This window comes from Pantoea sp. MHSD4, assembly GCF_021043305.1.
In the GTDB taxonomy this organism is placed as follows: Bacteria; Pseudomonadota; Gammaproteobacteria; order Enterobacterales; family Enterobacteriaceae; genus Pantoea; species Pantoea eucalypti.
On record NZ_JAJNDH010000003.1, the window covers coordinates 216,679 to 238,036 of the forward strand.

A 21,358-nucleotide genomic window follows, 5' to 3' on the forward strand; every position below is an offset into this window, starting at 1 on the left:
GAATGTCAGCGTCGTCGCAAAAAGGGGCGAAATCGGGCACTCAGGCACATCTTCTGCTCAGCCGCCGCCCCGTGTTATGCTCAATCTCCCACCTGGCTACCGTGAAAAACAACGATGAAAACCAAAGTGCCACATCTGGCTCACTGGGGCGCCTTTACCGCCGTCACTGAAAACGATCGCCTGATTGGCTGCGAACCCTTCTTCGCCGATGCCGATCCGTCACCGATGATCCACACCATTCCTGAACTGGTCTACTCCGACAAACGCATTCGCCAGCCGATGGTGCGTCGGTCGTGGCTAAAGTCACGCGAAAAGAGCGATCGCACGCTGCGTGGCCGGGAAGATTTTGTCGCCGTCGACTGGGAAACCGCGCTGGACCTGGTGGCGGAGGAGAATCGCCGCGTGCGCGAGCGTTACGGTGCATCGGGCATTTTCAACGGCTCCTACGGCTGGTCATCGGCTGGACGCGTTAATCACGCCCGCACCCTGGTTCGTCGTTTCTACTTTCAGGGTGGCGGTGGCGTCGATCAGCAGGGCAACTACAGCTGGGGTGCCGCGCAGTTCTTCCTGCCCTATGTAATCGGCACGTATATGCCGCTGACCGGGCGCGTCACCGAATGGCCGCAGGTGGTGGAACACGCCGAAATTTTTGTCGCTTTTGGTGGGCTGGCGCTGAAAAACGCCCAGGTTGCCTCGGGTGGCGCAGGGCAGCACAGCCTGAAACCGGCGCTGATGCAGCTGGCGGCCAAAGGGACGCCGGTAATCAACATCAGCCCGATGCGCGATGACTGCCCGGAATTCGTTAACGCCGAGTGGATCCCGATTCGCCCCAATACCGACGTGGCGCTGATGCTGGCGCTGGGCTATGAAATCACCCAGCGCGGCGCGGTTGACGAAGCGTTTCTCGCCAGCCACTGCACCGGCTGGCCGCAGTTGCGAGCCTATCTGCTGGGTGAAACCGACGGCGTGGCGAAAACCGCTGGCTGGGCCAGTCGTATCACCGGCATTCCAGCGGATAGAATTGTGCAGCTGGCGCAGCAGCTGACCGGCAAGCGCAGCTTTATGACCTGCTCCTATTCCGTTCAGCGCGCCCATCGCGGCGAACAGCCTTACTGGATGATGATTGCGCTGTCGTCGATGCTCGGCCAGCCAGGCCTGCCGGGCGCAGGTTTCTCCTTTGGTCACGGTTCAATGAACAGCGTTGGCAACCCGCGTCAGGAGGGGCCAGCCCCGATGATGAGCACCGGCCCCAATCCGTCCGGGCTGTCGATTCCGGTGGCGCGCATCAGCGATATGCTGCTCAATCCAGGCCAGCCGTACCGCTTCCAGGGCGAAACGCTGCACTATCCTGACATTCACATGGTGCACTGGGCGGGCGGCAATCCGTTCCATCATCACCAGCAGCTGAACCGGCTGGTGGAGGGGTGGCAACGGCCCGATACGGTGGTGGTGCAGGATATCGTCTGGACGCCTGCTGCGCAGATGGCGGACATCGTGCTGCCTGCCACCACCACGCTGGAGCGCAATGATATCGGTGGCTCCTCACGCGATCGCTTTGTGCTGGCGATGCATCAGGCGATCAAACCGCAGCACCAGGCGCGCAACGACTTCGATATTTTTGCGGACCTGGCCGAGCGCCTCGGCTATCGCGACACCTTCACCGAAGGGCGCAATGAGATGCAGTGGATCGCCCATCTTTATCAGCAGTGTGCGACCGCGCATCAGCGCAAAGGCATCGATTTCCCCGAATTTGATGCGTTCTGGCAGCGCGGCTTTGTGGAAATTCCGGAAGGCGGCAAGCCCTATCAGTTTATGGAGGCGTTCCGCGCCGATGCGCAGGCGAATCCGATTAAAACCGCCAGCGGCAAAATCGAGCTTTTCAGCCAGACCATTGCGGACTACCAGCTTGACGATTTTGCCGGTCATCCGGAGTGGCGTGAGCCGCAGGAGTGGCTCGGCTCGCCGGTCAGCCACGACTATCCGCTGCACATGATCTCAATTCAGCCTTCGGACCGGTTACACAGCCAGCTGGATGCCACCGAAACGGTGCAGGGCAATAAAACCGCCGGACACGAAACGCTCTACATGCATCCGCAGGATGCCGCAGCGCGCGGTCTGGTGGAGGGCGACGAGATTGAGGTGAGCAACGCACGCGGCGTGATGCTGGCGGGCGTGCGGATCACCGAGGGTGTGACGCAGGGCGTGGTCATTATCTCCACCGGTGCCTGGTTTGACCCTGGTTTTGGCAAGGCGTGGCAGCCGCACGATCGCGCGGGTAACCCCAATGTGCTGACGCTTGATATCGGAACCTCGTCGCTGACGCAGGGACCAAACGCCATGAGTTGCCTGGTGGAAATCAAAAAACATCAGGATTGCACAATAGCGTAAGGATCTCATGGCTGGTTACATTTTGCGGGTAACTGTTGCGTTTGAGAGATAGCAGCCGATTAATCCCTCTTGCTACATTCAGGGTCCCAGAGGTATTGATGGGTGAACATCAATAGATTTTCTTGATTACACCAACCTGCGCAGATGCGCAGGTTTTTTTTGCCCAAAATCTGCGGCCGATAACGAACTGATACACAGTTTTCCTGTTATACAGCCAGCGCTTTCTTTATAACTGCTGGCACCAGCCTCTTTCTCTTTATTTTGCGCAGCGGAATGCCATGCCCCGGATTAAAAAACTACTGGGAAAAGACCAGATAAAAGCGCCATTTAACCCTTTTCGTTTTCGGCTGATCTGCCTGGGTGTCACGACCTGTCTGGTGGTGCTGCTGGCGCGCGTCGCGGACCTGCAGTTCCTGAATCAGCCGATGCTGGAGCACGAAGCCGATCAGCGATCGCTGCGTACCGTCACGCTGCCGACCAGCCGCGGTACCCTGCTGGATCGTAACGGTGAAGCGCTGGCGCTTAGCGTGCCATCGCGCGATGTCATTGCCGATCCGCAGCGTGTGCTTGAGAGTAACCCCGATTTCACCAGCGCTAAATGGGCCTATCTTGCGGCGGCGCTTAACACCCGTCCTGAAGAGCTGGCGGCGCAGATCACTGCTAACCCGAAACGTCGCTTCCTCTATCTGGGCCGTAAAGTTGAACTGGGCATCGCGAAAGATATTAAAGAACTGAAGCTGAAAGGCATCAGCGAAGTCTACGACGACAGCCGTTTCTATCCGATGAGCGAGGCCTCTGCGCCGCTGCTCGGCATTGTGGGAGCGGATAACGTGGGTCTTAATGGCCTGGAAAAAGGCTTTGATAAAGTGTTGCAGGGCGAACCGGGCAAAGAGGTCTATCGTCAGGATGCGGCGGGCAATATCATCGCCATGATCAACTATCAGCCGCCGACTCAGCCGCCAACGGTGCAGCTCAGCATCGACAAATATGACCAGTACACGCTTTACAGCAAACTGCGTGACGGCGTGCTGATCAACAAGGCGGATTCAGGCGCCGCCGTGCTGGTGAAAATTGACACCGGCGAGATTCTGGCGATGGCCTCCTATCCGTCGTTCAACCCTAATAACTACGAAGGGGCGACCCCGGCGCAGATGCGTAACTCGGCCATCAATGACAGCTATGAGCCGGGATCGACTGTTAAGCCGTTAGTGGTCATGGAGGCGCTGGAGCGCCACCTGGTGCGCCCGGATTCCGTCATCGATACCACGCCTTATAGCGTGAACGGCCACCTGATCCGCGACGTCGGTCACTGGCCGCGCCTGACCATGACGGGCATTCTGCAGAAATCGAGTGACATTGGCGTATCACACCTCGCGCTGGCGATGCCTGCGGAAGCGCTGGTGAATACCTATCAGGCGTTTGGCCTGGGTAAACCCACCGGATTAGGGCTGACCGGCGAAAGCGTCGGCTACTTCCCGCTGCACCGTACCCGCTGGGCCGATATCGAGCGGGCCACTTTCTCCTTTGGCTACGGCCTGCGTGTCACGCCGCTGCAGATTGCCCGTGAATACGCCACGCTCGGCTCTTATGGCGTTTACCGTCCGCTGTCGATCACCCGCGTTACGCCACCGGTCATGGGGCGGCAGGTTGCCAACCCGGAAACGGTGAAAGAGGTGGTGCATATGCTGGAGAGTGACGTCCTGCCGGGCGGAACCGGGCTGAAAGCCGCGGTGCCGGGTTATCGTCTGGCGACCAAAACCGGTACGGCGGAAAAAATGGGCACCAGCGGCAAGTATGATGGCGGCTACGTCAACTACACCGCCGGTATTGCGCCAGCCAGCCATCCTGAAGTGGCGCTGGTGGTGATGATCAACCATCCAACGGCAGGCGATCACTTCGGTGGCTCGGTTGCCGCACCGGTGTTCGGTAATATTATGGGGCCGGTGCTGAAACACATGAACATTGCGCCAGATGCCATTTACACGAAACCGGCGACCAATACTTCGGATAAATCTTAGTGTAATCAGAGTGTAAGCGAGACGTGAAAGATATTCACACCTCGTTGCACTTCCCCGAATTCGGTTGCGTTTTCTCGCTGTCCCCGCGCGGTCAATCAGTGCGAGGATAGCAGTCCCAGAGGTATTGATGGGTGTGAAAACAACACCGCTTCGGCAGTGAGATTCCTGTTATTACACCAACCCACGCAGATGCGTGGGTTTTTTTTGCCTGCTCGCCGGACGCTCTCTTCCCCGCTGTATAACCGCCGTTAAATCATCATCGTTCTTAACGAAACCCTGACAGTTTGCCAATAGAAAGGCGCGTCGGCTTTCACCGATAATGGCCGCCGTGAACCCTGGCGTTTTTTTGCTCGCCTCAGCCGGTTCACACTGCCGCATTCCGCATGTTCCGGGATTTCTTTTTCTGCTTACCTGAAGAGTTTGACGATGACTCACCTTTCTCGCCCCGGGCGTACTTTTGGGCTCAAATGGCTGCTCCTGTTGCTGGTGGTTGCGATTGTCGCGGGCGTTATCTGGCGTCTGCTGACGGCGGGTCATGGGCCGGGTGAGGGGATGCCGCCGGGCAGGCATGGCGCGCATGGCATGATGGGCGGCGGGGCGACGCTGGTTCACAGCGGTATGGCCAGCACGGCGGATGTGCCGGTGTGGCTCAATGCGCTCGGCACGGTGATCCCCAACGCCAGCGTGACGGTGACCAGCCGCGTTGACGGCCAGCTGGAGCAGGTTTTCTTTACCGAAGGGCAGAAGGTCAGTGCCGGGCAGTTGCTGGCGCAGATCGATCCGCGCAGCTATCAGGCGACGCTGAACCAGTATCAGGGCGAACTCAGCGAAAATCAGGCGCTGCTGAACAGCGCCGAACTGACGCTGGCGCGCTACCGCAAACTGGCGGCACAGGACGCGCTGGCGCGTCAGGATCTGGACAGCCAGATTGCCACCGTCGGGCAGTATCGCGGTGCGGTCGCCGCCGATCAGGCGCAGATCGCCAGTGCGAAGCTGAGCATTGAATATGCCCGCATCACCGCCCCGATCAGCGGGCGCGTCGGTTTGCGTCAGATCGACCCCGGCAACATGGTTCAGAGCGCCAGCAGCACGGGCCTGGTGACGATCACCCAGATGCAGCCCGCCGCCGTGACCTTTAGCGTGCCGCAAAGCGATATCCCGGCGCTGGTCAGCGTCCTGCATCAGGGCCAGAGCCTGCCCGCCACGCTGTTTGATCAGGACAACCAGCATCAGCTCGCCAGCGGCGAAGTAAAGTTCATCAGCAACCAGATCGACACCGCCACCGGCACCGTGGCGCTGAAGGCGGTGTTCGCCAACCAGGATGAGTCGCTGTTTGCTAACCAGTTTGTCAATCTGCGGCTGCAGCTCCGGGTGCTGAAAGGCGCGACGGTGATCCCGGCGCAGGCGCTGCAGTTGAGCAGCGACGGCAGCTTTGTCTTTGTGATCAATCAGGATCACACCGTCACGCGCAAAGCGGTCACCACCGGCCCCACGTTCGGCGACGATCAGCAGGCGATCCTCAGCGGCGTTTCGCCAGGCGATCGGCTGGTGACAGAAGGGATCGATCGCCTCACCGGCGGAAGCAAAGTCACGCTGGCCGATGAGACACCTGCTGCCGGTGCCGTGTCGAAATGAACCCGTCTCGCCTGTTTATCCTGCGTCCGGTCGCCACCATTCTGCTGATGGTCGGCGTGCTGATCTCTGGCATTTTTGCCTATAAATTTCTGTCGACCTCGGCGCTGCCTCAGGTCGACTATCCGACCATTCAGGTCACCACGCTCTATCCGGGCGCCAGCCCGGATGTCATGGCGTCGTCGGTCACGTCGCCGCTGGAGCGCCAGTTAGGGCAGATGGCCGGGCTGAGCCAGATGAGCTCCACCAGCGCCAGCGGCGCGTCGATCATTACCCTGAAGTTCAGCCTCGATCTGTCGCTGGATGTCGCCGAGCAGGAGGTGCAGGCGGCGATCAATGCGGCGAATAACCTGCTGCCCGACAATCTGCCCAATCCGCCGACCTATAAAAAGGTTAACCCGGCGGACAGTGCGGTGGTGACGCTGGCGGCGAGCTCCAGCACGCTGCCGCTGACCGAGGTGCAGGATCTGGTCAATACCCGGGTAGCACTGAAGCTGTCGCAGATCTCCGGTGTCGGGATGGTGACGCTGGCAGGCGGACATCAGCCCGCGATTCGGGCGCAGATGAATCCTCAGGCGCTGGCGGCGCATCATCTGACGCTGGAGGCGGTGAATACGCTGATTGGCAACAGCAACGTTAATGGCTCCAAAGGCGGCTTTGACGGGAAATATCATTCGGTCACCATCGATGCCAACGACCAGCTGCGCACCGCCGACGCGTACGGCAACCTGATTCTCACCTATGAAAATGGCGCGGCGCTGCGCCTGAAAGATATCGCCCATATTGAACAGGGCCCGGAGAACAGCTTCCAGTCAGCGTGGGCCAACAACCAGCCGGCGATTGTGATTAGCGTGCAGCGCCAGCCGGGCGCAAACGTAATTCAGGTGGTGGACAACATCAAGGCGCAGCTCCCCGCGCTGCAGGCGGCGCTGCCGGACGGGGTGAAGATGACGATTCTCTCCGACCGCACTCAGACCATCCGCGCCTCGATCAGTGATGTGCAGTTTGAGCTGATGCTGTCGATTGCGCTGGTGGTGATGGTGACCTTCCTGTTCCTGCGCAACGTGGCCGCTACGCTGATCCCCAGCGTGGCGGTGCCGCTGTCGCTGATCGGCACCTTTGGTGTGATGTATCTGGCAGGCTTCAGCCTGAATAACCTGTCGCTGATGGCGCTGACTATCGCCACCGGTTTTGTTATTGATGACGCCATCGTGGTGGTCGAGAACATTTCCCGGCGGCTGGAGCAGGGCGAGTCGCCGATGGAGGCTGCGCTGAAGGGCTCACAGCAGATTGGCTTCACCATCATCTCGCTCACCTTTTCACTGATTGCCGTACTGATCCCGCTGCTGTTTATGGGTGATGTGGTCGGGCGACTGTTTCGGGAGTTCGCGATCACGCTGGCGGTGGCGATTCTGGTGTCGATGCTGGTGTCGCTGACTCTGACGCCAATGCTGTGTGCGTATCTGCTGCGCCACATTCCGCCCGAACAGCAGTCAACTTTTTCCCGCAAGGGCGGCGAACTTTTCGATGCGCTGGTGCGCGGCTATGACCGGCTGCTGACCGTGGTACTTAACCATCAGAAACTGACGCTGCTGGTGGCGCTGGCGACCTTCGGGCTGACCGCGCTGCTCTATATGATGGTGCCGAAGGGCTTCTTTCCGACCCAGGATACCGGGCTGATTCAGGGCATTACTGTCGCCTCACAGGATGTCTCATTTAAAGCGATGGCCACGCGGCAGCAGGCATTGTCGGCTCTGATTCTGAAAAACCCGGCGGTGGAAAGCGTCTCATCGACGATTGGCATCGACGGCACCAACACCAGCCTCAACAGCGGACGGTTACAGATCAACCTTAAGCCATTTGGCTCGCGTGATGTGAAAGCGGATGAGGTGATTAAACAACTGCAACAGGCGACCGCCGATGTGCCAGGTATCCGGCTCTATCTGCAACCGGCGCAGGATCTCACCGTCAACGACCAGGTCTCGCCGAGTCAGTATCAGTTCACCCTGGACGACGCCGACAGTGAGAATCTGGTCAGCGGGTCGTCAAAAATGGTGGCAGCGTTGCAGCAGCGGCCCGAATTTAATGGCGTGGTAAGTAACCTGCAGGATCAGGGGCGCGTCTCATACGTTGAGCTGAACCGCGATAAAGCGGCGCGCTTTGGTATTACTGCGTCGGACGTGGACACCGCGCTCTATAACGCTTTTGGTCAGCGTCTGGTCTCGACTATTTTCACCCAGTCGAATCAGTATCGGGTGGTGCTGGAAGTCGCTCCGGCTTACCAGCAGGGTCCGGCGTCGTTTGATGATGTTTATCTGCAGCCCTCTTCCGGCAGCAGCTCGTCATCATCTACCAGCACGGCTTCATCCACGGCTTCGTCATCAACATCAACGTCTTCATCAACGTCGACGTCCAGCTCAGCTTCTGATAGCGACACGGCCAGCAGCGGCATGGTGAAACTTACCGCTATCGCCACTATTCATCAGCGCACCGGCTCGCTGATGCACATGCGGCTGAATCAGTTTCCGGCGGTGATGATCTCCTTCAACCTTAATCCGGGCTACTCGCTGGAGGATGGGCAGCGGGCGATCGCCGACGTGCGGCAGCAGTTGCACCTGCCAGAGAGCACCACGCTGCGTTACCAGGGCGAAACCTCGGCGTTCCAGAGTGCCACCGGCAACACGCTGTGGCTGATTCTGGCGGCGCTGATCACTATGTATGTGGTACTCGGCATCCTCTACGAGAGCTTTATCCATCCGGTCACCATTCTCTCAACGCTGCCGTCGGCGGCGGTGGGCGCGCTGCTGACGCTGTTGCTGGCAGGCACGGAGTTCAGCCTGATTGCGCTGATTGGGGTCATCCTGCTCATCGGTATCGTGAAAAAGAACGCCATCATGATGATCGACTTCGCGCTGGAGGCAGAACACAAGCAGCATCTCAGCCCGCGTGACGCGATTCATCAGGCCTGTCTGCTGCGCTTCCGCCCGATCCTGATGACGACCATGGCGGCGTTGCTCGGCGCGTTACCGCTGATGCTGGCCTCCGGCTCGGGCGCAGAGCTGCGGCAGCCGCTGGGGCTGGTGATTGTCGGCGGGCTGATTGTCAGTCAGGTGCTGACGCTCTTCTCCACGCCGGTGATCTACCTGCTGTTTGATGGGCTGGCGCAGCGCGGCAATGCCTGGGTGAAACGCCGTCAGCAGCAGGCGCGGAGCGGGCAATGAATCTGACCCGGCTGTTTATCTTTCGTCCGGTGGCGACGCTGTTGCTGACGCTGGCGATACTGTTGCTCGGCGCGCTGGGCTACCGGCTGCTGCCGGTGGCACCGCTGCCGCAGGTCGATTTCCCGACCATCATGGTCAGCGCCAGCCTGGCGGGGGCCAGCCCGGAAACGATGGCCGCCACCGTCGCGACGCCGCTGGAGCGTTCGCTGGGGCAGATTGCCGGTATTAGTGAGATGACCTCCAGCAGTTCGCAGGGCTCCAGCACGGTCATCCTGCAGTTTGATCTGGACCGCGATATCAATGGCGCGGCACGCGACGTACAGGCGGCGATCAACGCGGCGCGCAGCCTGCTGCCGAGCGCGATGGCCTCGCTGCCCACTTATCGCAAAGCCAACCCGTCAGATGCGCCAATTGTCATGCTGGCGCTGACCTCCGCCACCCGCTCGCCCGGCGAGCTTTATGACCTGGCAGAGAGCAAAATCGAACAGGTAATGGGGCAGGTGCAGGGCGTCGGCGAAGTCTCGCTGATGGGCAGCGCTTTACCCGCGGTGCGCATCGATCTGCAGCCGCTGAAGCTGACGCATTACGGCATCTCGCTGGAGACGGTGCGCGCCGCTGTCGCCAACAGCACCACCAATCTGCCCAAAGGAATTTTGCAGAGCAGTGACCAGTCGTGGCTGGTGGACAGCAACGGACAGCTGGAAAAGGCCGCCAGCTACCGCGATCTGATCATCACCTGGCAGCAGGGCAAAGCGGTGCGGCTGCGCGACGTCGCCACGGTCTATGACTCGGTGGAAGATCGTTATCAGGCGGGATTCCTCAATGCCACGCCTGCGGTGATGATCGGCATTAAACGTCAGGCGGGCGCGAACATGCTCGAAACCATCGACGCGATCAAAGCGCAATTGCCGCTGCTGGAAAAAAGTCTGCCCGCTGACAGCCAGCTGAAAGTGGTGGTTGACCGTTCGCCCGGCGTGCGCGCCTCACTGTATGACACCGAAGAGACGCTGCTGATCGCGGTGCTGCTGGTGATTGCGGTGGTGTTTATTTTCCTGCGCAATCTGCAGGCGGTGATCATTCCGGCGCTGGCGCTGCCGGTGTCGCTGATCGGCACCTGCGCGGTGATGTACCTGCTGGGTTACAGCCTGGATAACCTGTCGCTGATGGCGCTGATCGTCTCCACTGGCTTCGTGGTGGATGATGCGATTGTGGTGCTGGAGAATATCACTCGCCATATTGAGCGTGGGCTGAGTCCGCTGCGGGCGGCGCTGCGCGGGGCGCAGGAGGTGAGCTTCACCGTGCTGTCGATGACCGTGTCGCTGATTGCGGTGTTTATCCCGATCCTGCTGATGGGCAGCATTGTTGGACGGCTGTTCCGCGAATTCGCCGTAACGCTCACCGTGTCGCTGCTGATCTCGCTGTTCGTCTCACTCAGCCTGACACCGATGCTCTGCGCACGCCTGCTAAAGCCCAAACCGCCCGTCAGCCAGCGACCACATCCGCTTTATCAGTTTATTGAAAATCAGCTGAACCGCCTGCTGGCTGCCTACGGACGCGGGCTGGCCTGGGTGATGCGCCATCAGAAGCTGACGCTGCTCAGCCTGCTGCTGACCGTGCTGCTGAACGTTTTTCTCTTTACCGTGGTGCAAAAGGGCTTTTTCCCCAATCAGGACACCGGGCTGCTGATGGGCGCGCTGCGTGCCGATCAGAACATCTCATTCCAGGCGATGAAGCCGAAAATGCTGATGTTTACAAAGATCATTCAGAAAGATCCGGCGGTCGAGAGTGTGATGTCGTCTATGGGCAGCGGGATGTTTGGCTCCCGCAACAGCGCCAACTTCTTTGTGCGGCTTAAGGATTTTAGCCAGCGCGATGCCACGGCTACTGAAGTGGCTAACCGACTGACGCGCAAAACCAGCCATATCGCCGGGGCGCAGATGTTCCTGATGGCGGCGCAGGATCTGCACATTGGCGGACGTAGCGCTAACGCGACGTATCAATACAGCCTGCAGGCGGACGATCTTGCGCTGCTGCGGGTCTGGACGCCGAAAGTGCAGGCGGCGCTGGCAGCCATTCCCCAGCTTAACAGCGTAGATTCCGACTCGCAGACCGGCGGTCAGGAGGTGGAGCTGACGATTGACCGCGACCGCGCCACCCGACTGGGCGTCAACGTGAAAATGCTGGATACACTGCTGAATAATGCCTTCAGCCAGCGGCAGATCGCCACGCTCTATCACACTCTGAATCAGTATCACGTGGTGATGTCGCTGCAGGACAGCGACACCGCGAATCCGGCGACGCTACATCAACTCTATGTGATTAACGACAGCGGTGATCGCGTGCCGCTCTCCGCCTTTGTCCGTTTCAGCGGTGGCAACGCGCCGCTGTCGGTAGCGCATCAGGGCCAGTCTGCCACCAGCACGGTGGCATTTAACCTCAATGATGGCGTTTCGCTGGAGCAGGCGCAGTTACTGATTAAACAGGCGATGGCGAAGCTGGGCCTGCCCTCGACCATTCATGCCGGTTTTGCCGGTACCGCCGCGGCCTTTTCACAGCTGACCGCCACCATGCCGTGGCTGATTCTGGCGGCGCTGGCGGCGGTCTACATCGTGCTCGGCGTGCTCTATGAGAGCTATATCCATCCGCTGACCATTCTCTCGACGCTGCCGTCAGCGGGCGTCGGAGCGATGCTGCTGCTGCTGCTGACCAACACGCAGCTCACGGTGATCGCGCTGATTGGCATCATCCTGTTGATCGGCATCGTGAAAAAGAACGCCATCATGATGATTGATTTCGCCATTGATGCGGAGCGGCGGTTGGGCATGTCGCCGCAGCAGGCGATCACCCAGGCGTGCCTGATGCGCTTCCGGCCAATCATGATGACCACACTGGCCGCCTTTTTTGGCGCCTTGCCGCTGGCGCTGGGCAGCGGCGGTGATGCCGACCTGCGCAGTCCGCTGGGGATAGCGATTGCAGGTGGGCTGGCGCTTAGCCAGCTGCTGACACTGTTCACCACGCCGGTTGTTTATCTTTGGCTCGATCGTCTGGGCCGTGCCACTCAACGTCAATGGCGTCGTTTGCGCCCTGCGGAATCCTGATCCATGAAACCTCTCATCCCGTTTGTTGTGATGCTGCTGTGCGGCTGTAGCGTGGGTCCTGACTATCAGCGCCCGTCTGTAGCGATGCCGGTTCACTATAAAGAGGCCCGAGGCTGGCAGCCGGCGACACCGCTGGATGCGCAAAGCAAAGGCGAGTGGTGGACGGTTTACCATGACGCTACGCTGAGCGGGCTGTTGAGCCAGGTCAGCGTGTCGAATCAGAACGTAGCAACCTATGCCGCGCAGTACCGGCAGGCGCAGGCTCTGGCGGCTGAGTCACGTGCAGCGCTGTTTCCCTCGCTGGACTATGATGGCAGCGTAACGCGCAGCGGCAGCCATGCCACCAACAGCAGCGTTCGCACCACCAGCAGCAGCCATCAGGCGGAATTGAGTGCCAACTGGGAGCTGGATCTGTGGGGTAAACTGCGGCGCACGCTGGAGGAGAACCGCGCCAGTGCTTCGGCCAGCGCGGCAGAACTGGCCAACATCACCCTGAGCGCCCAGTCTGAGCTGGCGCAGGACTATTTCCAGCTGCGCATCATGGATCAGAAAATCGCGCTCTATCAGCAGAGCGTTGATGCTTATCAGCACTATCTGAACGTGATCACCAGCCAGTATCAGGCGGGCACCGCGTCGCGTGCCACGCTGGCCCAGGCGCAGCTGCAACGGGAGAGCGCCAGCGCCTCGGCGCAGGATTATCAGTGGCAGCGTGCGCAGATGGAGCACGCCATTGCGCTGCTGATTGGCAAAGCTCCGGCCGACTTCAGTCTGCCCGCTGCGCCACTGACGGCCACATTACCCGCGATTCCGGCAGCCCTGCCGGGCGAGCTGTTACAGCGCCGTCCCGATATCGCGTATGCCGAACGTAATATGGCCGCCGCCAATGCCGCCATCGGTGTGGCGGTAGCCGGTTACTATCCTGACCTGACTCTGAGCGCGAGTGGTGGTGTCAGCGCCTCCGTGCTGCATTCGCTCTTCTCGCTGCCGGACCGCGTCTGGTCACTGGGACCGGCGCTAAGCGGTACATTGCTCGACGCGGGTGCGACCTCGGCGAAGGTCGATCAGGCGCGGGCAAGCTGGGATGCCAGCGTGGCCACCTATCGTCAGACGGTGCTGACCGCGATGCAGGAGGTGGAAGATAAGCTGGTGGAGCTGAACACGCTGCAGGGCGAAATCGCCGCGCAGCAGCGCGCCACCGACGCGGCCCAGACTTCGGCGCGGGTGACGCGCCTGCAGTATGAGGCGGGCATGATTGACTACCTGGATGTGGCGACCACTGAGAACAGCAGCCTGAGCGCACAGCAGAGTTTGCTGACGCTTGCGACCACGCAGTGGGTGAGCAGCGTCGCGCTGATTGCCGCGCTGGGCGGTGGCTGGCAGGCTCCCTGAAGCCGCATCAGATTGCCGATAATTCGGTTGTCGAACCGCGTCAAATCCTGCATCGTGAGGGCTATTTTTCACGATGCTAAGGAGCTGGCATGGCTTTCACACTTTTACGCCTGATATTTCGCCTGTTATGGCGGGTCGAACTGCGGGGCGACGTCGCCGAACTGCATAAGCAGAAGGTATTGATCACACCGAACCATATGTCGTTTCTGGACGGCATGTTGCTGGCGCTATTTTTGCCTGTTAAACCGGTGTTTGCCGTCTACTCGACCATCAGCGAAAGCTGGTTTATGCGTCTGGTTAAACCCTTTATCGACTTTGTGCCGCTGGATCCCACCCGGCCCATGGCGCTGAAGCAGCTGGTTCGGCTGATTGATACGGGCCGTCCGGTGGTCATCTTCCCGGAAGGACGAATTACTGTTACCGGCTCGCTGATGAAAATCTACAGCGGGGCAGGCTTTGTCGCGGCGCGTTCCGGCGCTAACGTCGTGCCAATGCGCATTGAAGGCGCTGAATACACGCCGTTTGGTCGTCTGGCGGGCGTGTTTAAACGTCGCCTGTTCCCGCGCATCACTCTCACCGTTCTGCCCGCCACCCGCATTCCGATGCCAGAGGCGAAACGGGCGCGCGATCGCCGCGTGCTGGCCGGTGAGCATCTGCATCATGTGATGATGGAAGCGCGCATGGCAGTGCGTCCGCGTGAAACCCTGTTTGAGGCGTTTCTGGCGGCGCGGACGCGTTACGGCGCGTTTAAGCGCTGCATCGAAGATGTGAATTTCAAACCCGACAGCTATAACGGCCTGCTGAAGAAGTCGCTGGGCGTAGGCCGTATTCTGGAGCGTTACAGCCAGCCGCGTGAAGTGGTGGGGCTCCTGCTGCCTAATACCACCGTGACGGCGGCGGCGATTTTCGGTGCCACACTGCGCGGGCGCGTTCCGGCCATGCTCAACTATAGCGCGGGCGTTAACGGCATGCGTGCAGCACTGACCGCGGCGCAGATTAAAACCGTCTTCACGTCGCGGCAGTTCCTGGACAAAGGCAATCTGTGGCATCTGCCGCAGGGGCTGGACGATGTGCAGTGGATCTACCTGGAAGATCTGAAAGATACCGTCACGGGCAAAGACAAGCTGTGGATCCTTGCCCATCTGCTGATGCCGCATCGCGCCCAGTTACCTCAACAGCCGGAAGATGCCGCGATGGTGCTGTTTACCTCCGGCTCTGAAGGCAACCCTAAAGGCGTGGTGCATTCCCATAAAAGTCTGCTGGCGAACGTCGAGCAGATCCGCACCATCGCCGACTTCACGCCGCGCGACCGCTTTATGTCGGCGCTGCCGCTGTTCCATGCGTTTGGTCTGACCGTCGGGCTGTTTACGCCGCTGATGACCGGTGCTCAGGTCTTCCTCTATCCCAGCCCGCTGCACTATCGCATCGTGCCGGAGCTGGTTTATGACCGTAACTGCACCGTGCTGTTCGGCACCTCAACCTTCCTGGGTAACTACGCGCGCTTTGCCGCGCCCTATGATTTTGCCCGTCTGCGCTATGTCGTTGCGGGTGCGGAGAAGCTGCAGGAGAACACCCGTCAGCTCTATATCGAGAAGTATGGCATTCGCATTCTCGAAGGCTACGGCGTCACCGAGTGCGCGCCGGTTGTGGCGATTAATGTGCCGATGGCAGCGAAGACACACACTGTGGGACGCATTCTGCCGGGCATGGATTCACGCCTGATGTCAGTGCCGGGCATTGAGCAGGGCGGACGCCTGCAACTGCGTGGACCAAACGTGATGAAGGGCTATCTGCGGGTCGAAAATCCTGGCGTGCTGGAAGCCCCGGCCGCCGACGACGGCGAAGGTAATCTGGAAGCGGGCTGGTATGACACCGGTGATATCGTCAGCTTCGATGAAGGCGGTTTCTGCCAGATTCAGGGACGTGCCAAACGCTTTGCGAAGATTGCGGGTGAGATGGTGTCGCTGGAGATCGTCGAGCAGATCGCGCTGAAGGCGTCGCCGGAGAAACAACATGCGGCGTCGCTGCGTCCGGATGGACAGCGCGGCGAGGCACTGGTGCTGTTCACCACGGACGCTGAACTGGTGCGCGACAGGCTGCAGAAAGCAGCCCGCGAGCTGGGTGCGCCAGAGCTGGCACTGCCGCGTGATATCCGCGTCATGAAGCAGTTGCCGCAGCTGGGCAGTGGTAAACCCGATTACGTCACGCTGAAAAAAATGGCGGAAGAGGAGCAGGCATGAGCCTTGATCGTAATGCGCCGCTGATGTCGCGCGGCATGATTGCCGTGATTATCGCCCAGTTCTTTTCGGCGTTTGGCGATAACGCGCTACTGTTTGCCACGCTGGCGGTACTGAAAAGTCAGTTCTATCCCGACTGGAGCCAGCCGGTCTTACAGATGCTGTTTGTCGCGGCCTATATTCTGCTGGCGCCGTTTGTCGGTCAGGTGGCGGACAGCATGGCGAAAGGGCGGGTGATGATGCTCGCTAACAGCCTGAAGCTGCTGGGCGCGCTGGTGATCTGCTTCGGCTTCAATCCTTTCATTGGCTATACCCTGGTGGGCGCGGGCGCAGCGGCTTACTCGCCGGCCAAATATGGCATCCTCGGTGAGATCACCCACGGCGAGAAGCTGGTGAAAGCCAACGGGCTGATGGAGGCTTCGACTATCGCCGCTATTCTGCTGGGTTCGGTGGCGGGCGGCATGCTGGCTGACTGGCATATTCTGGCGGCGCTGGGCATCTGTGCGCTGACCTACGGCATCGCTGTGGTCGCGAACCTGTTCATCCCGAAACTGCAGGCGGCACGGCCTGGTCAGAGCTGGCAGTTTGGCGTGATGGTACGCAGCTTTTTCAGTGCTGCCGCGCTGCTCTGGCGTGACGCAGAAACCCGCTTCTCGCTGCTCGGCACCAGTCTGTTCTGGGGCGCAGGCGTAACGCTGCGTTTCCTGCTGGTGCTCTGGGTGCCGGTGGCGCTGGGGATCAATGACAACACCACGCCAACCACGCTGAATGCCATGGTGGCAATCGGCATTGTGATTGGCGCAGCGGCGGCGGCGAAGCTGGTGACGCTGGAGACCGTGCGTCGCTGTATGCCGGCTGGTGTGCTGATTGGTGTCATGGTGGTGGTCTTTGCGCTGCAGCACTCTCTGCTGAATGCTTATTTAGTGCTGATGCTGATTGGTGCACTGGGCGGTTTCTTTGTGGTGCCGCTGAATGCGCTGTTACAGGCGCGGGGCAAAGAGAGTGTCGGTTCAGGCAACGCCATTGCGGTACAGAACCTGGGTGAGAACAGCGCCATGCTGATTATGCTGGGGCTCTATACGCTGGCGATTAAGGCGGGCGCGCCTGCGGTAGCGACGGGCGTCGGCTTTGGCGTGCTGTTTGCGCTTGCGATCGCCGTGTTGTGGCTGTGGCGACCTGCTAAGCGTTAAGTGATTCACCGCCGCTCTCCTGTATCCCCGGAGAGCGGCGGCTTACGCTTTAGCGACGAATCGCAATCGCTTCGATTTCGATTTTCACATCTTTTGGCAGACGCGCCACTTCGACACAGGAACGCGCCGGGAAGTGAGCTTCATGCTCGGTGAAAAACGCTTCATAGGTCGCGTTGACCGTGGCGAAATCATTCAGGTCCTTTACGAACACCGTGGTCTTCACGATGTCGCCAACCTTCAGACCCGCAGCTTCAACAATCGCCTTCACATTTTCCAGTGACTGACGCGCCTGTGCGGCAATGTCATCTGCCACCTGGCCGGTCGCCGGATCAACCGGAATCTGACCGGAGGTCATGATCATGCTGCCCAGATCGACACCCTGAACATAGGGACCGATAGCGGCAGGGGCTTTTTCAGTACTGATTTCACGAGACATCATGGCTCCTTTGATTACGTCGTCAGGCGGCGATGCCGCCAGTGTTGCCCATTATAAGGTCGGGCAGGGCGATTACCAGTGACCGAGCACCACATGGCGGGCGAACTCTTTCTCGCAATATTTGCACTTCAGATGCACATCGTCGGCGCGCTGCTTCACGGTAAAGCTGGAGAAGACCGGCTCACTTCGGCTGATACAGTTGCTGTTGGGGCAGGTCAGCACCCGTTCAACATGATCCGGCAGCGTCGGGGCGATCTTCGCCACTACTTCATAATTGTCGATGCGGTTAACCGTGGCATGGGGCGCATAGACCGCCAGCTGATTGACCTGATCGTCAGTGAGAAACGTATTTTCAATCTTAATCAGGTCTTTGCGGCCCATCTCACCCGACGGCAGATTCAGACCGATGGTAATGCGCTGATCGGTTTCGGTCAGCCGGAACAGGGAGAGCAGTTTAAAGCCAATCTGTGCCGGAATGTGGTCGATGACCGTGCCGCGTTTGATCGCTTCGACCTGCAATTTGTTGTCTTGCGTCATGGGAAATCTCCTTACAGGGCGAGTTCGCTGTTTAAAACCAGTGCCAGCAGAGCCTGGCGCGCATAGATGCCGTTACCCGCCTGCTGGAAATACCAGGCGTAAGGGGTTTTGTCGACATCGGTGGTGATCTCATCGATGCGCGGCAGCGGATGCAGCACTTTCATGTTGTCACGTGCCGTCGTGAGATCGGTGGCGCGCAGAATAAACTGCGCTTTTACGTTGGCATATTCTGACGGATCGAGCCGCTCTTTCTGCACCCGCGTCATGTAAAGAATATCAAGCTGCGGCATCACTTCTTCAAAGCTGTCGTGACGTGACCAGGCGATATTCTTCTCATCCAGCATGTCAGTGATATAAGCCGGCATTGCCAGCGCATCGGGCGCGATAAAGAAGAAGCGGTTACCATCAAACTTCGCCAGCGCCTGCGTCAGAGAGTGCACCGTGCGGCCATATTTCAGGTCACCGACCATCGCCACATTCAGCTGACCAAGACGGCCCTGGGTCTCCTGAATGGTGAAGAGATCGAGCAGGGTCTGGGTCGGATGCTGGTTCGCGCCGTCACCGGCGTTGAGAATCGGAATGCCGCCAGAGAACTCCGTTGCCAGCCGCGCCGCGCCTTCCTGCGGATGACGCATCACAATCGCATCAACGTAGGTGCTGATCACGGAAATGGTATCGGCCAGGGTTTCGCCTTTCTTGCCCAGCGAGGTATTACTGCCGTCAGCAAAGCCTACCGCTGATGCGCCAAGGCGATGAATCGCGGTCTCAAACGACAGGCGGGTACGGGTCGAGGCTTCAAAGAAGCAACTGGCAATAACCTTGTGCTTCAGCAGTTCCGGCTGCGGATGGGCTTTCAGCCTGGCGGCGGTGTCCAGTGCCAGTTCCAGCTCTTCACGACTGAGGTCGTTGATTGAAATGATGTGCTTGCGATATAGCGGGTTAGGCATAGCTCTCTCCTCTGCGCGGCCGGATTGCGGACAAAAAAAAACCCCTCAATGAGGGGCTTTTTTTAAGATCGGTGACGCCAGGTAAGGAAAAACGACACTGCCCGCCTGCGGTGAGGCGCGTCTGGGCGACAATGTCAGCGGTGTTTAACAACATACTTCCTCCCGGCAAATCGCCGCAAAGTATACGCGGTTCCGCAGTGACTTCAAGACGTGATCCCGCTTCTTGTTGACATATCGGACCACGTTTCCTCATCTGCAGGGGGATTTAACAGTCTGAGGATCCGGCGATGCAACTGACGGGTTTGCTGCGTGTTACGTGGGGCAATCCAGATACTGTTGTTGGTGGCAACAATACCCAGTATCCCCGGCAGTTCGCCGTGTTCAATCACCCGGGCTATCGCACGGGCATATCCTGCAACCACATGAACTATAACAAAATTATCGTTAAAATCAGCGTCGATCACCATCGCGCAAAGCGGGCTGATTGCATCGGGTTTCGCCTGCGTTAACGGGTTTAAAGCGTAGATTCTCTCTCCTCTGGCATTGGCTATTTTAATCACGTCCAGCAAGGTTATCAGCTTTGAGATCGTTGACTGACTGATATCAGGCCAGCCACGCTGCTGGAAGGCCAGCCTGATCTCCTGCTGACTGTGAAAGCTGTGGTTGGCGATAAGCTGGCGGCAAAGTGCCAGTTGCTGCTGTTCTCTCTCTAATGTTGCCCTGGATTTTTTTACCATCGCATTATTTTACGCTGTGGTGGGTGGGGAATAAGGCCGTAGTGAATCAATAAAGTTTCTATTAATTATGAGGTTATAATGCTGCCCCGAGGCCAATTACCGCCATCAGCAGCACGAAGAGGATCAGCAGCAGCGGGGCGATCCATTTCACCCAGCGCACGTAGGGCACGCGAGCAATCGCCAGGCCGCCCATCACCACGGCGGAAGTGGGGGTGATCAGATTAACCAACCCGGAAGCTGACTGATAGGCCGTCACGACCAGATCCCGGTTGATACTGGCGAAATCGGCCAGCGGGGCGAGGATCGGCATGGTTAACACTGCCAACCCGGAAGAGGAAGGTACCAGAAATGATAAGATCACCTCGAGGAGGAACATCACGCTGATAAAAGCGACGGATGAGAGGCCGGTGACAATCTCTTCAGCAGCATGCAGAACGGTATGGGTAATCATCCCGTTATCCATGACCACCACGATGCCGCGGGCGATACCAATAATCAGTGCCACCCCCAACAGATCTCGCGCACCGTCGATAAAGGTGGTGGTCAGCTCTTTCTCGCTCATCCGGGCAATCAGTCCAATCATAATCGCAGCCACCAGAAACACGCCGGAGATTTGCGCCATCCACCACCCCTGCACGGAGACGCCATAAATCATGATGGCAAAGGCTAAAGCAAACAGCAGCAGGATCACTTTACGCACCGGCGTGAAGGCCAGCATGTTGCCGCTGGGTTGATTACGCAGGAAAAACGATCGGTGTTCTTCCTGCAGATCTGCCACAATCGACCTGGCTGGATCTTTACGGATACCGATCGCATAGCGCATCACCCAGGCGACGCAGATCAGCCAGCCGAGCAACAGAATGATCAGACGCAGCCCGATCCCGGCGGTAAATGGGATCCCCGCAGCATTGGAGGCTATTACGGTAGCAAAGGGATTGATCGTCGATCCCAGGGTGCCGATTCCGGCTCCCAGCATTACTACAGCAGCGGCAACCACCGAGTCGAAACGGGCGGTAAGCATCACCGGCACTAGCAGAGAATAGAAAGGTAGCGACTCTTCGGCCATGCCATAAATGGTGCCGCCTGCGGCAAACAGCGCCATCAGTATCGGGATCATCCACTCTTCTTTGCCCCGCAGGCGCTGCGTCACCCGCTCAATACCGGCATCAATTGCCCCGGTTTTGGTCACCACGCCAAGAAACCCGCCAATCACCAGAATAAATAGCGCGACATCAATCGCCCCGGCCTGGTCGGTCTTGTGATTATAAAAACCGTCGCCTGGGGCCAGTACTATTGCCACCAGCCCCTGTGGTTGCGGGGCCGTTGGCTGCCAGGTTCCGGCAATGGGCACCTCTTTATTCAGGGCCGGGTTCATCTCCATCCGGTATTGCCCGGCAGGAATAACCCAGGTCAGGCCAGCCACCAGGGCAATCAGCACCAGCAAAATGGTATAGGCCGAAGGAAAGCTGAATTTATGCATAACGTCTTATCCTTTGTCGTCAGCCAGCCGCCCCCGCACCAGGTACGG

13 protein-coding genes are annotated in these 21,358 nt (G+C 59.2%); 8 read left to right on the forward strand and 5 right to left on the reverse strand.

Annotated features, from left to right (window positions below; genetic code table 11):
• Positions 1–114: 114 nt before the first annotated feature.
• The 8 genes from LQK91_RS11530 to lplT all read left to right on the forward strand — a co-directional run bounded on the left by LQK91_RS11530 (position 115) and on the right by lplT (position 17,173).
• Entirely contained in the window at positions 115–2,388 is a 2,274-nt protein-coding gene (locus LQK91_RS11530; RefSeq protein ID WP_039658925.1) for a molybdopterin guanine dinucleotide-containing S/N-oxide reductase, read from the forward strand.
• Positions 2,389–2,666: 278 nt separating this feature from the next.
• Complete coding sequence (locus tag LQK91_RS11535; protein WP_003851029.1) at positions 2,667–4,406, forward strand: penicillin-binding transpeptidase domain-containing protein; 1,740 nt, start codon at positions 2,667–2,669, stop codon at positions 4,404–4,406.
• Positions 4,407–4,832: 426 nt separating this feature from the next.
• Entirely contained in the window at positions 4,833–6,041 is a 1,209-nt protein-coding gene (locus LQK91_RS11540; RefSeq protein WP_039658920.1) for an MdtA/MuxA family multidrug efflux RND transporter periplasmic adaptor subunit, read from the forward strand.
• Positions 6,038–9,259 carry an efflux RND transporter permease subunit gene (locus tag LQK91_RS11545; RefSeq protein ID WP_105099505.1) on the forward strand — a complete coding sequence of 1,074 codons (3,222 nt, stop codon included), beginning with the start codon at positions 6,038–6,040 and terminating at the stop codon, positions 9,257–9,259. Before LQK91_RS11540 ends, LQK91_RS11545 begins: the two co-directional genes overlap by 4 nt.
• Positions 9,256–12,357 carry an efflux RND transporter permease subunit gene (locus LQK91_RS11550; protein WP_105099506.1) on the forward strand — a complete coding sequence of 1,034 codons (3,102 nt, stop codon included), beginning with the start codon at positions 9,256–9,258 and terminating at the stop codon, positions 12,355–12,357. Before LQK91_RS11545 ends, LQK91_RS11550 begins: the two co-directional genes overlap by 4 nt.
• A gap of 3 nt (positions 12,358–12,360) precedes the next feature.
• A complete protein-coding gene (locus LQK91_RS11555) occupies positions 12,361–13,746 on the forward strand; it encodes an efflux transporter outer membrane subunit (protein ID WP_105099507.1) in 1,386 nt (461 codons plus the stop codon).
• A gap of 89 nt (positions 13,747–13,835) precedes the next feature.
• Positions 13,836–15,986, forward strand: a complete 2,151-nt coding sequence (aas, locus tag LQK91_RS11560; RefSeq protein ID WP_003851019.1) for a bifunctional acyl-ACP--phospholipid O-acyltransferase/long-chain-fatty-acid--ACP ligase — start codon at positions 13,836–13,838, stop codon at positions 15,984–15,986.
• A complete protein-coding gene (gene lplT, locus LQK91_RS11565) occupies positions 15,983–17,173 on the forward strand; it encodes a lysophospholipid transporter LplT (RefSeq protein ID WP_003851018.1) in 1,191 nt (396 codons plus the stop codon). The genes aas and lplT overlap by 4 nt, the downstream gene beginning before the upstream one ends.
• Before the next feature lie 49 nt (positions 17,174–17,222).
• Here the strand turns inward: lplT and ridA are convergent, their stop codons facing one another.
• The 5 genes from ridA to LQK91_RS11590 all read right to left on the reverse strand — a co-directional run bounded on the left by ridA (position 17,223) and on the right by LQK91_RS11590 (position 21,310).
• On the reverse strand, positions 17,223–17,609 hold the full coding sequence (gene ridA, locus LQK91_RS11570; RefSeq protein ID WP_003851016.1) for a 2-iminobutanoate/2-iminopropanoate deaminase: 387 nt from the start codon (positions 17,607–17,609) through the stop codon (positions 17,223–17,225).
• Between the two features lie 72 nt (positions 17,610–17,681).
• On the reverse strand, positions 17,682–18,146 hold the full coding sequence (gene pyrI / locus LQK91_RS11575) for an aspartate carbamoyltransferase regulatory subunit (RefSeq protein ID WP_078804827.1): 465 nt from the start codon (positions 18,144–18,146) through the stop codon (positions 17,682–17,684).
• Positions 18,147–18,157: 11 nt separating this feature from the next.
• Positions 18,158–19,093: an aspartate carbamoyltransferase gene (pyrB, locus tag LQK91_RS11580; RefSeq protein WP_008925443.1), complete on the reverse strand. Its 936-nt coding sequence runs from the start codon at positions 19,091–19,093 to the stop codon at positions 18,158–18,160.
• A gap of 203 nt (positions 19,094–19,296) precedes the next feature.
• Positions 19,297–19,830: an arginine repressor gene (locus LQK91_RS11585; protein WP_003851014.1), complete on the reverse strand. Its 534-nt coding sequence runs from the start codon at positions 19,828–19,830 to the stop codon at positions 19,297–19,299.
• A gap of 73 nt (positions 19,831–19,903) precedes the next feature.
• Positions 19,904–21,310 carry a YfcC family protein gene (locus tag LQK91_RS11590; RefSeq protein WP_008925446.1) on the reverse strand — a complete coding sequence of 469 codons (1,407 nt, stop codon included), beginning with the start codon at positions 21,308–21,310 and terminating at the stop codon, positions 19,904–19,906.
• Positions 21,311–21,358: the final 48 nt, after the last annotated feature.

What these genes read in the sequence shown, in the direction of transcription:
- LQK91_RS11530 (WP_039658925.1), top strand. Translation starts at nt 115, where the DNA reads ATGAAAACCAAAGTGCCACATCTGGCTCACTGGGGCGCCTTTACCGCC.
- LQK91_RS11535 (WP_003851029.1), top strand. Translation starts at nt 2,667, where the DNA reads ATGCCCCGGATTAAAAAACTACTGGGAAAAGACCAGATAAAAGCGCCA.
- LQK91_RS11540 (WP_039658920.1), top strand. Translation starts at nt 4,833, where the DNA reads ATGACTCACCTTTCTCGCCCCGGGCGTACTTTTGGGCTCAAATGGCTG.
- LQK91_RS11545 (WP_105099505.1), top strand. Translation starts at nt 6,038, where the DNA reads ATGAACCCGTCTCGCCTGTTTATCCTGCGTCCGGTCGCCACCATTCTG.
- LQK91_RS11550 (WP_105099506.1), top strand. Translation starts at nt 9,256, where the DNA reads ATGAATCTGACCCGGCTGTTTATCTTTCGTCCGGTGGCGACGCTGTTG.
- LQK91_RS11555 (WP_105099507.1), top strand. Translation starts at nt 12,361, where the DNA reads ATGAAACCTCTCATCCCGTTTGTTGTGATGCTGCTGTGCGGCTGTAGC.
- aas (WP_003851019.1), top strand. Translation starts at nt 13,836, where the DNA reads ATGGCTTTCACACTTTTACGCCTGATATTTCGCCTGTTATGGCGGGTC.
- lplT (WP_003851018.1), top strand. Translation starts at nt 15,983, where the DNA reads ATGAGCCTTGATCGTAATGCGCCGCTGATGTCGCGCGGCATGATTGCC.
- ridA (WP_003851016.1), bottom strand. Translation starts at nt 17,609, where the DNA reads ATGTCTCGTGAAATCAGTACTGAAAAAGCCCCTGCCGCTATCGGTCCC.
- pyrI (WP_078804827.1), bottom strand. Translation starts at nt 18,146, where the DNA reads ATGACGCAAGACAACAAATTGCAGGTCGAAGCGATCAAACGCGGCACG.
- pyrB (WP_008925443.1), bottom strand. Translation starts at nt 19,093, where the DNA reads ATGCCTAACCCGCTATATCGCAAGCACATCATTTCAATCAACGACCTC.
- LQK91_RS11585 (WP_003851014.1), bottom strand. Translation starts at nt 19,830, where the DNA reads ATGGTAAAAAAATCCAGGGCAACATTAGAGAGAGAACAGCAGCAACTG.
- LQK91_RS11590 (WP_008925446.1), bottom strand. Translation starts at nt 21,310, where the DNA reads ATGCATAAATTCAGCTTTCCTTCGGCCTATACCATTTTGCTGGTGCTG.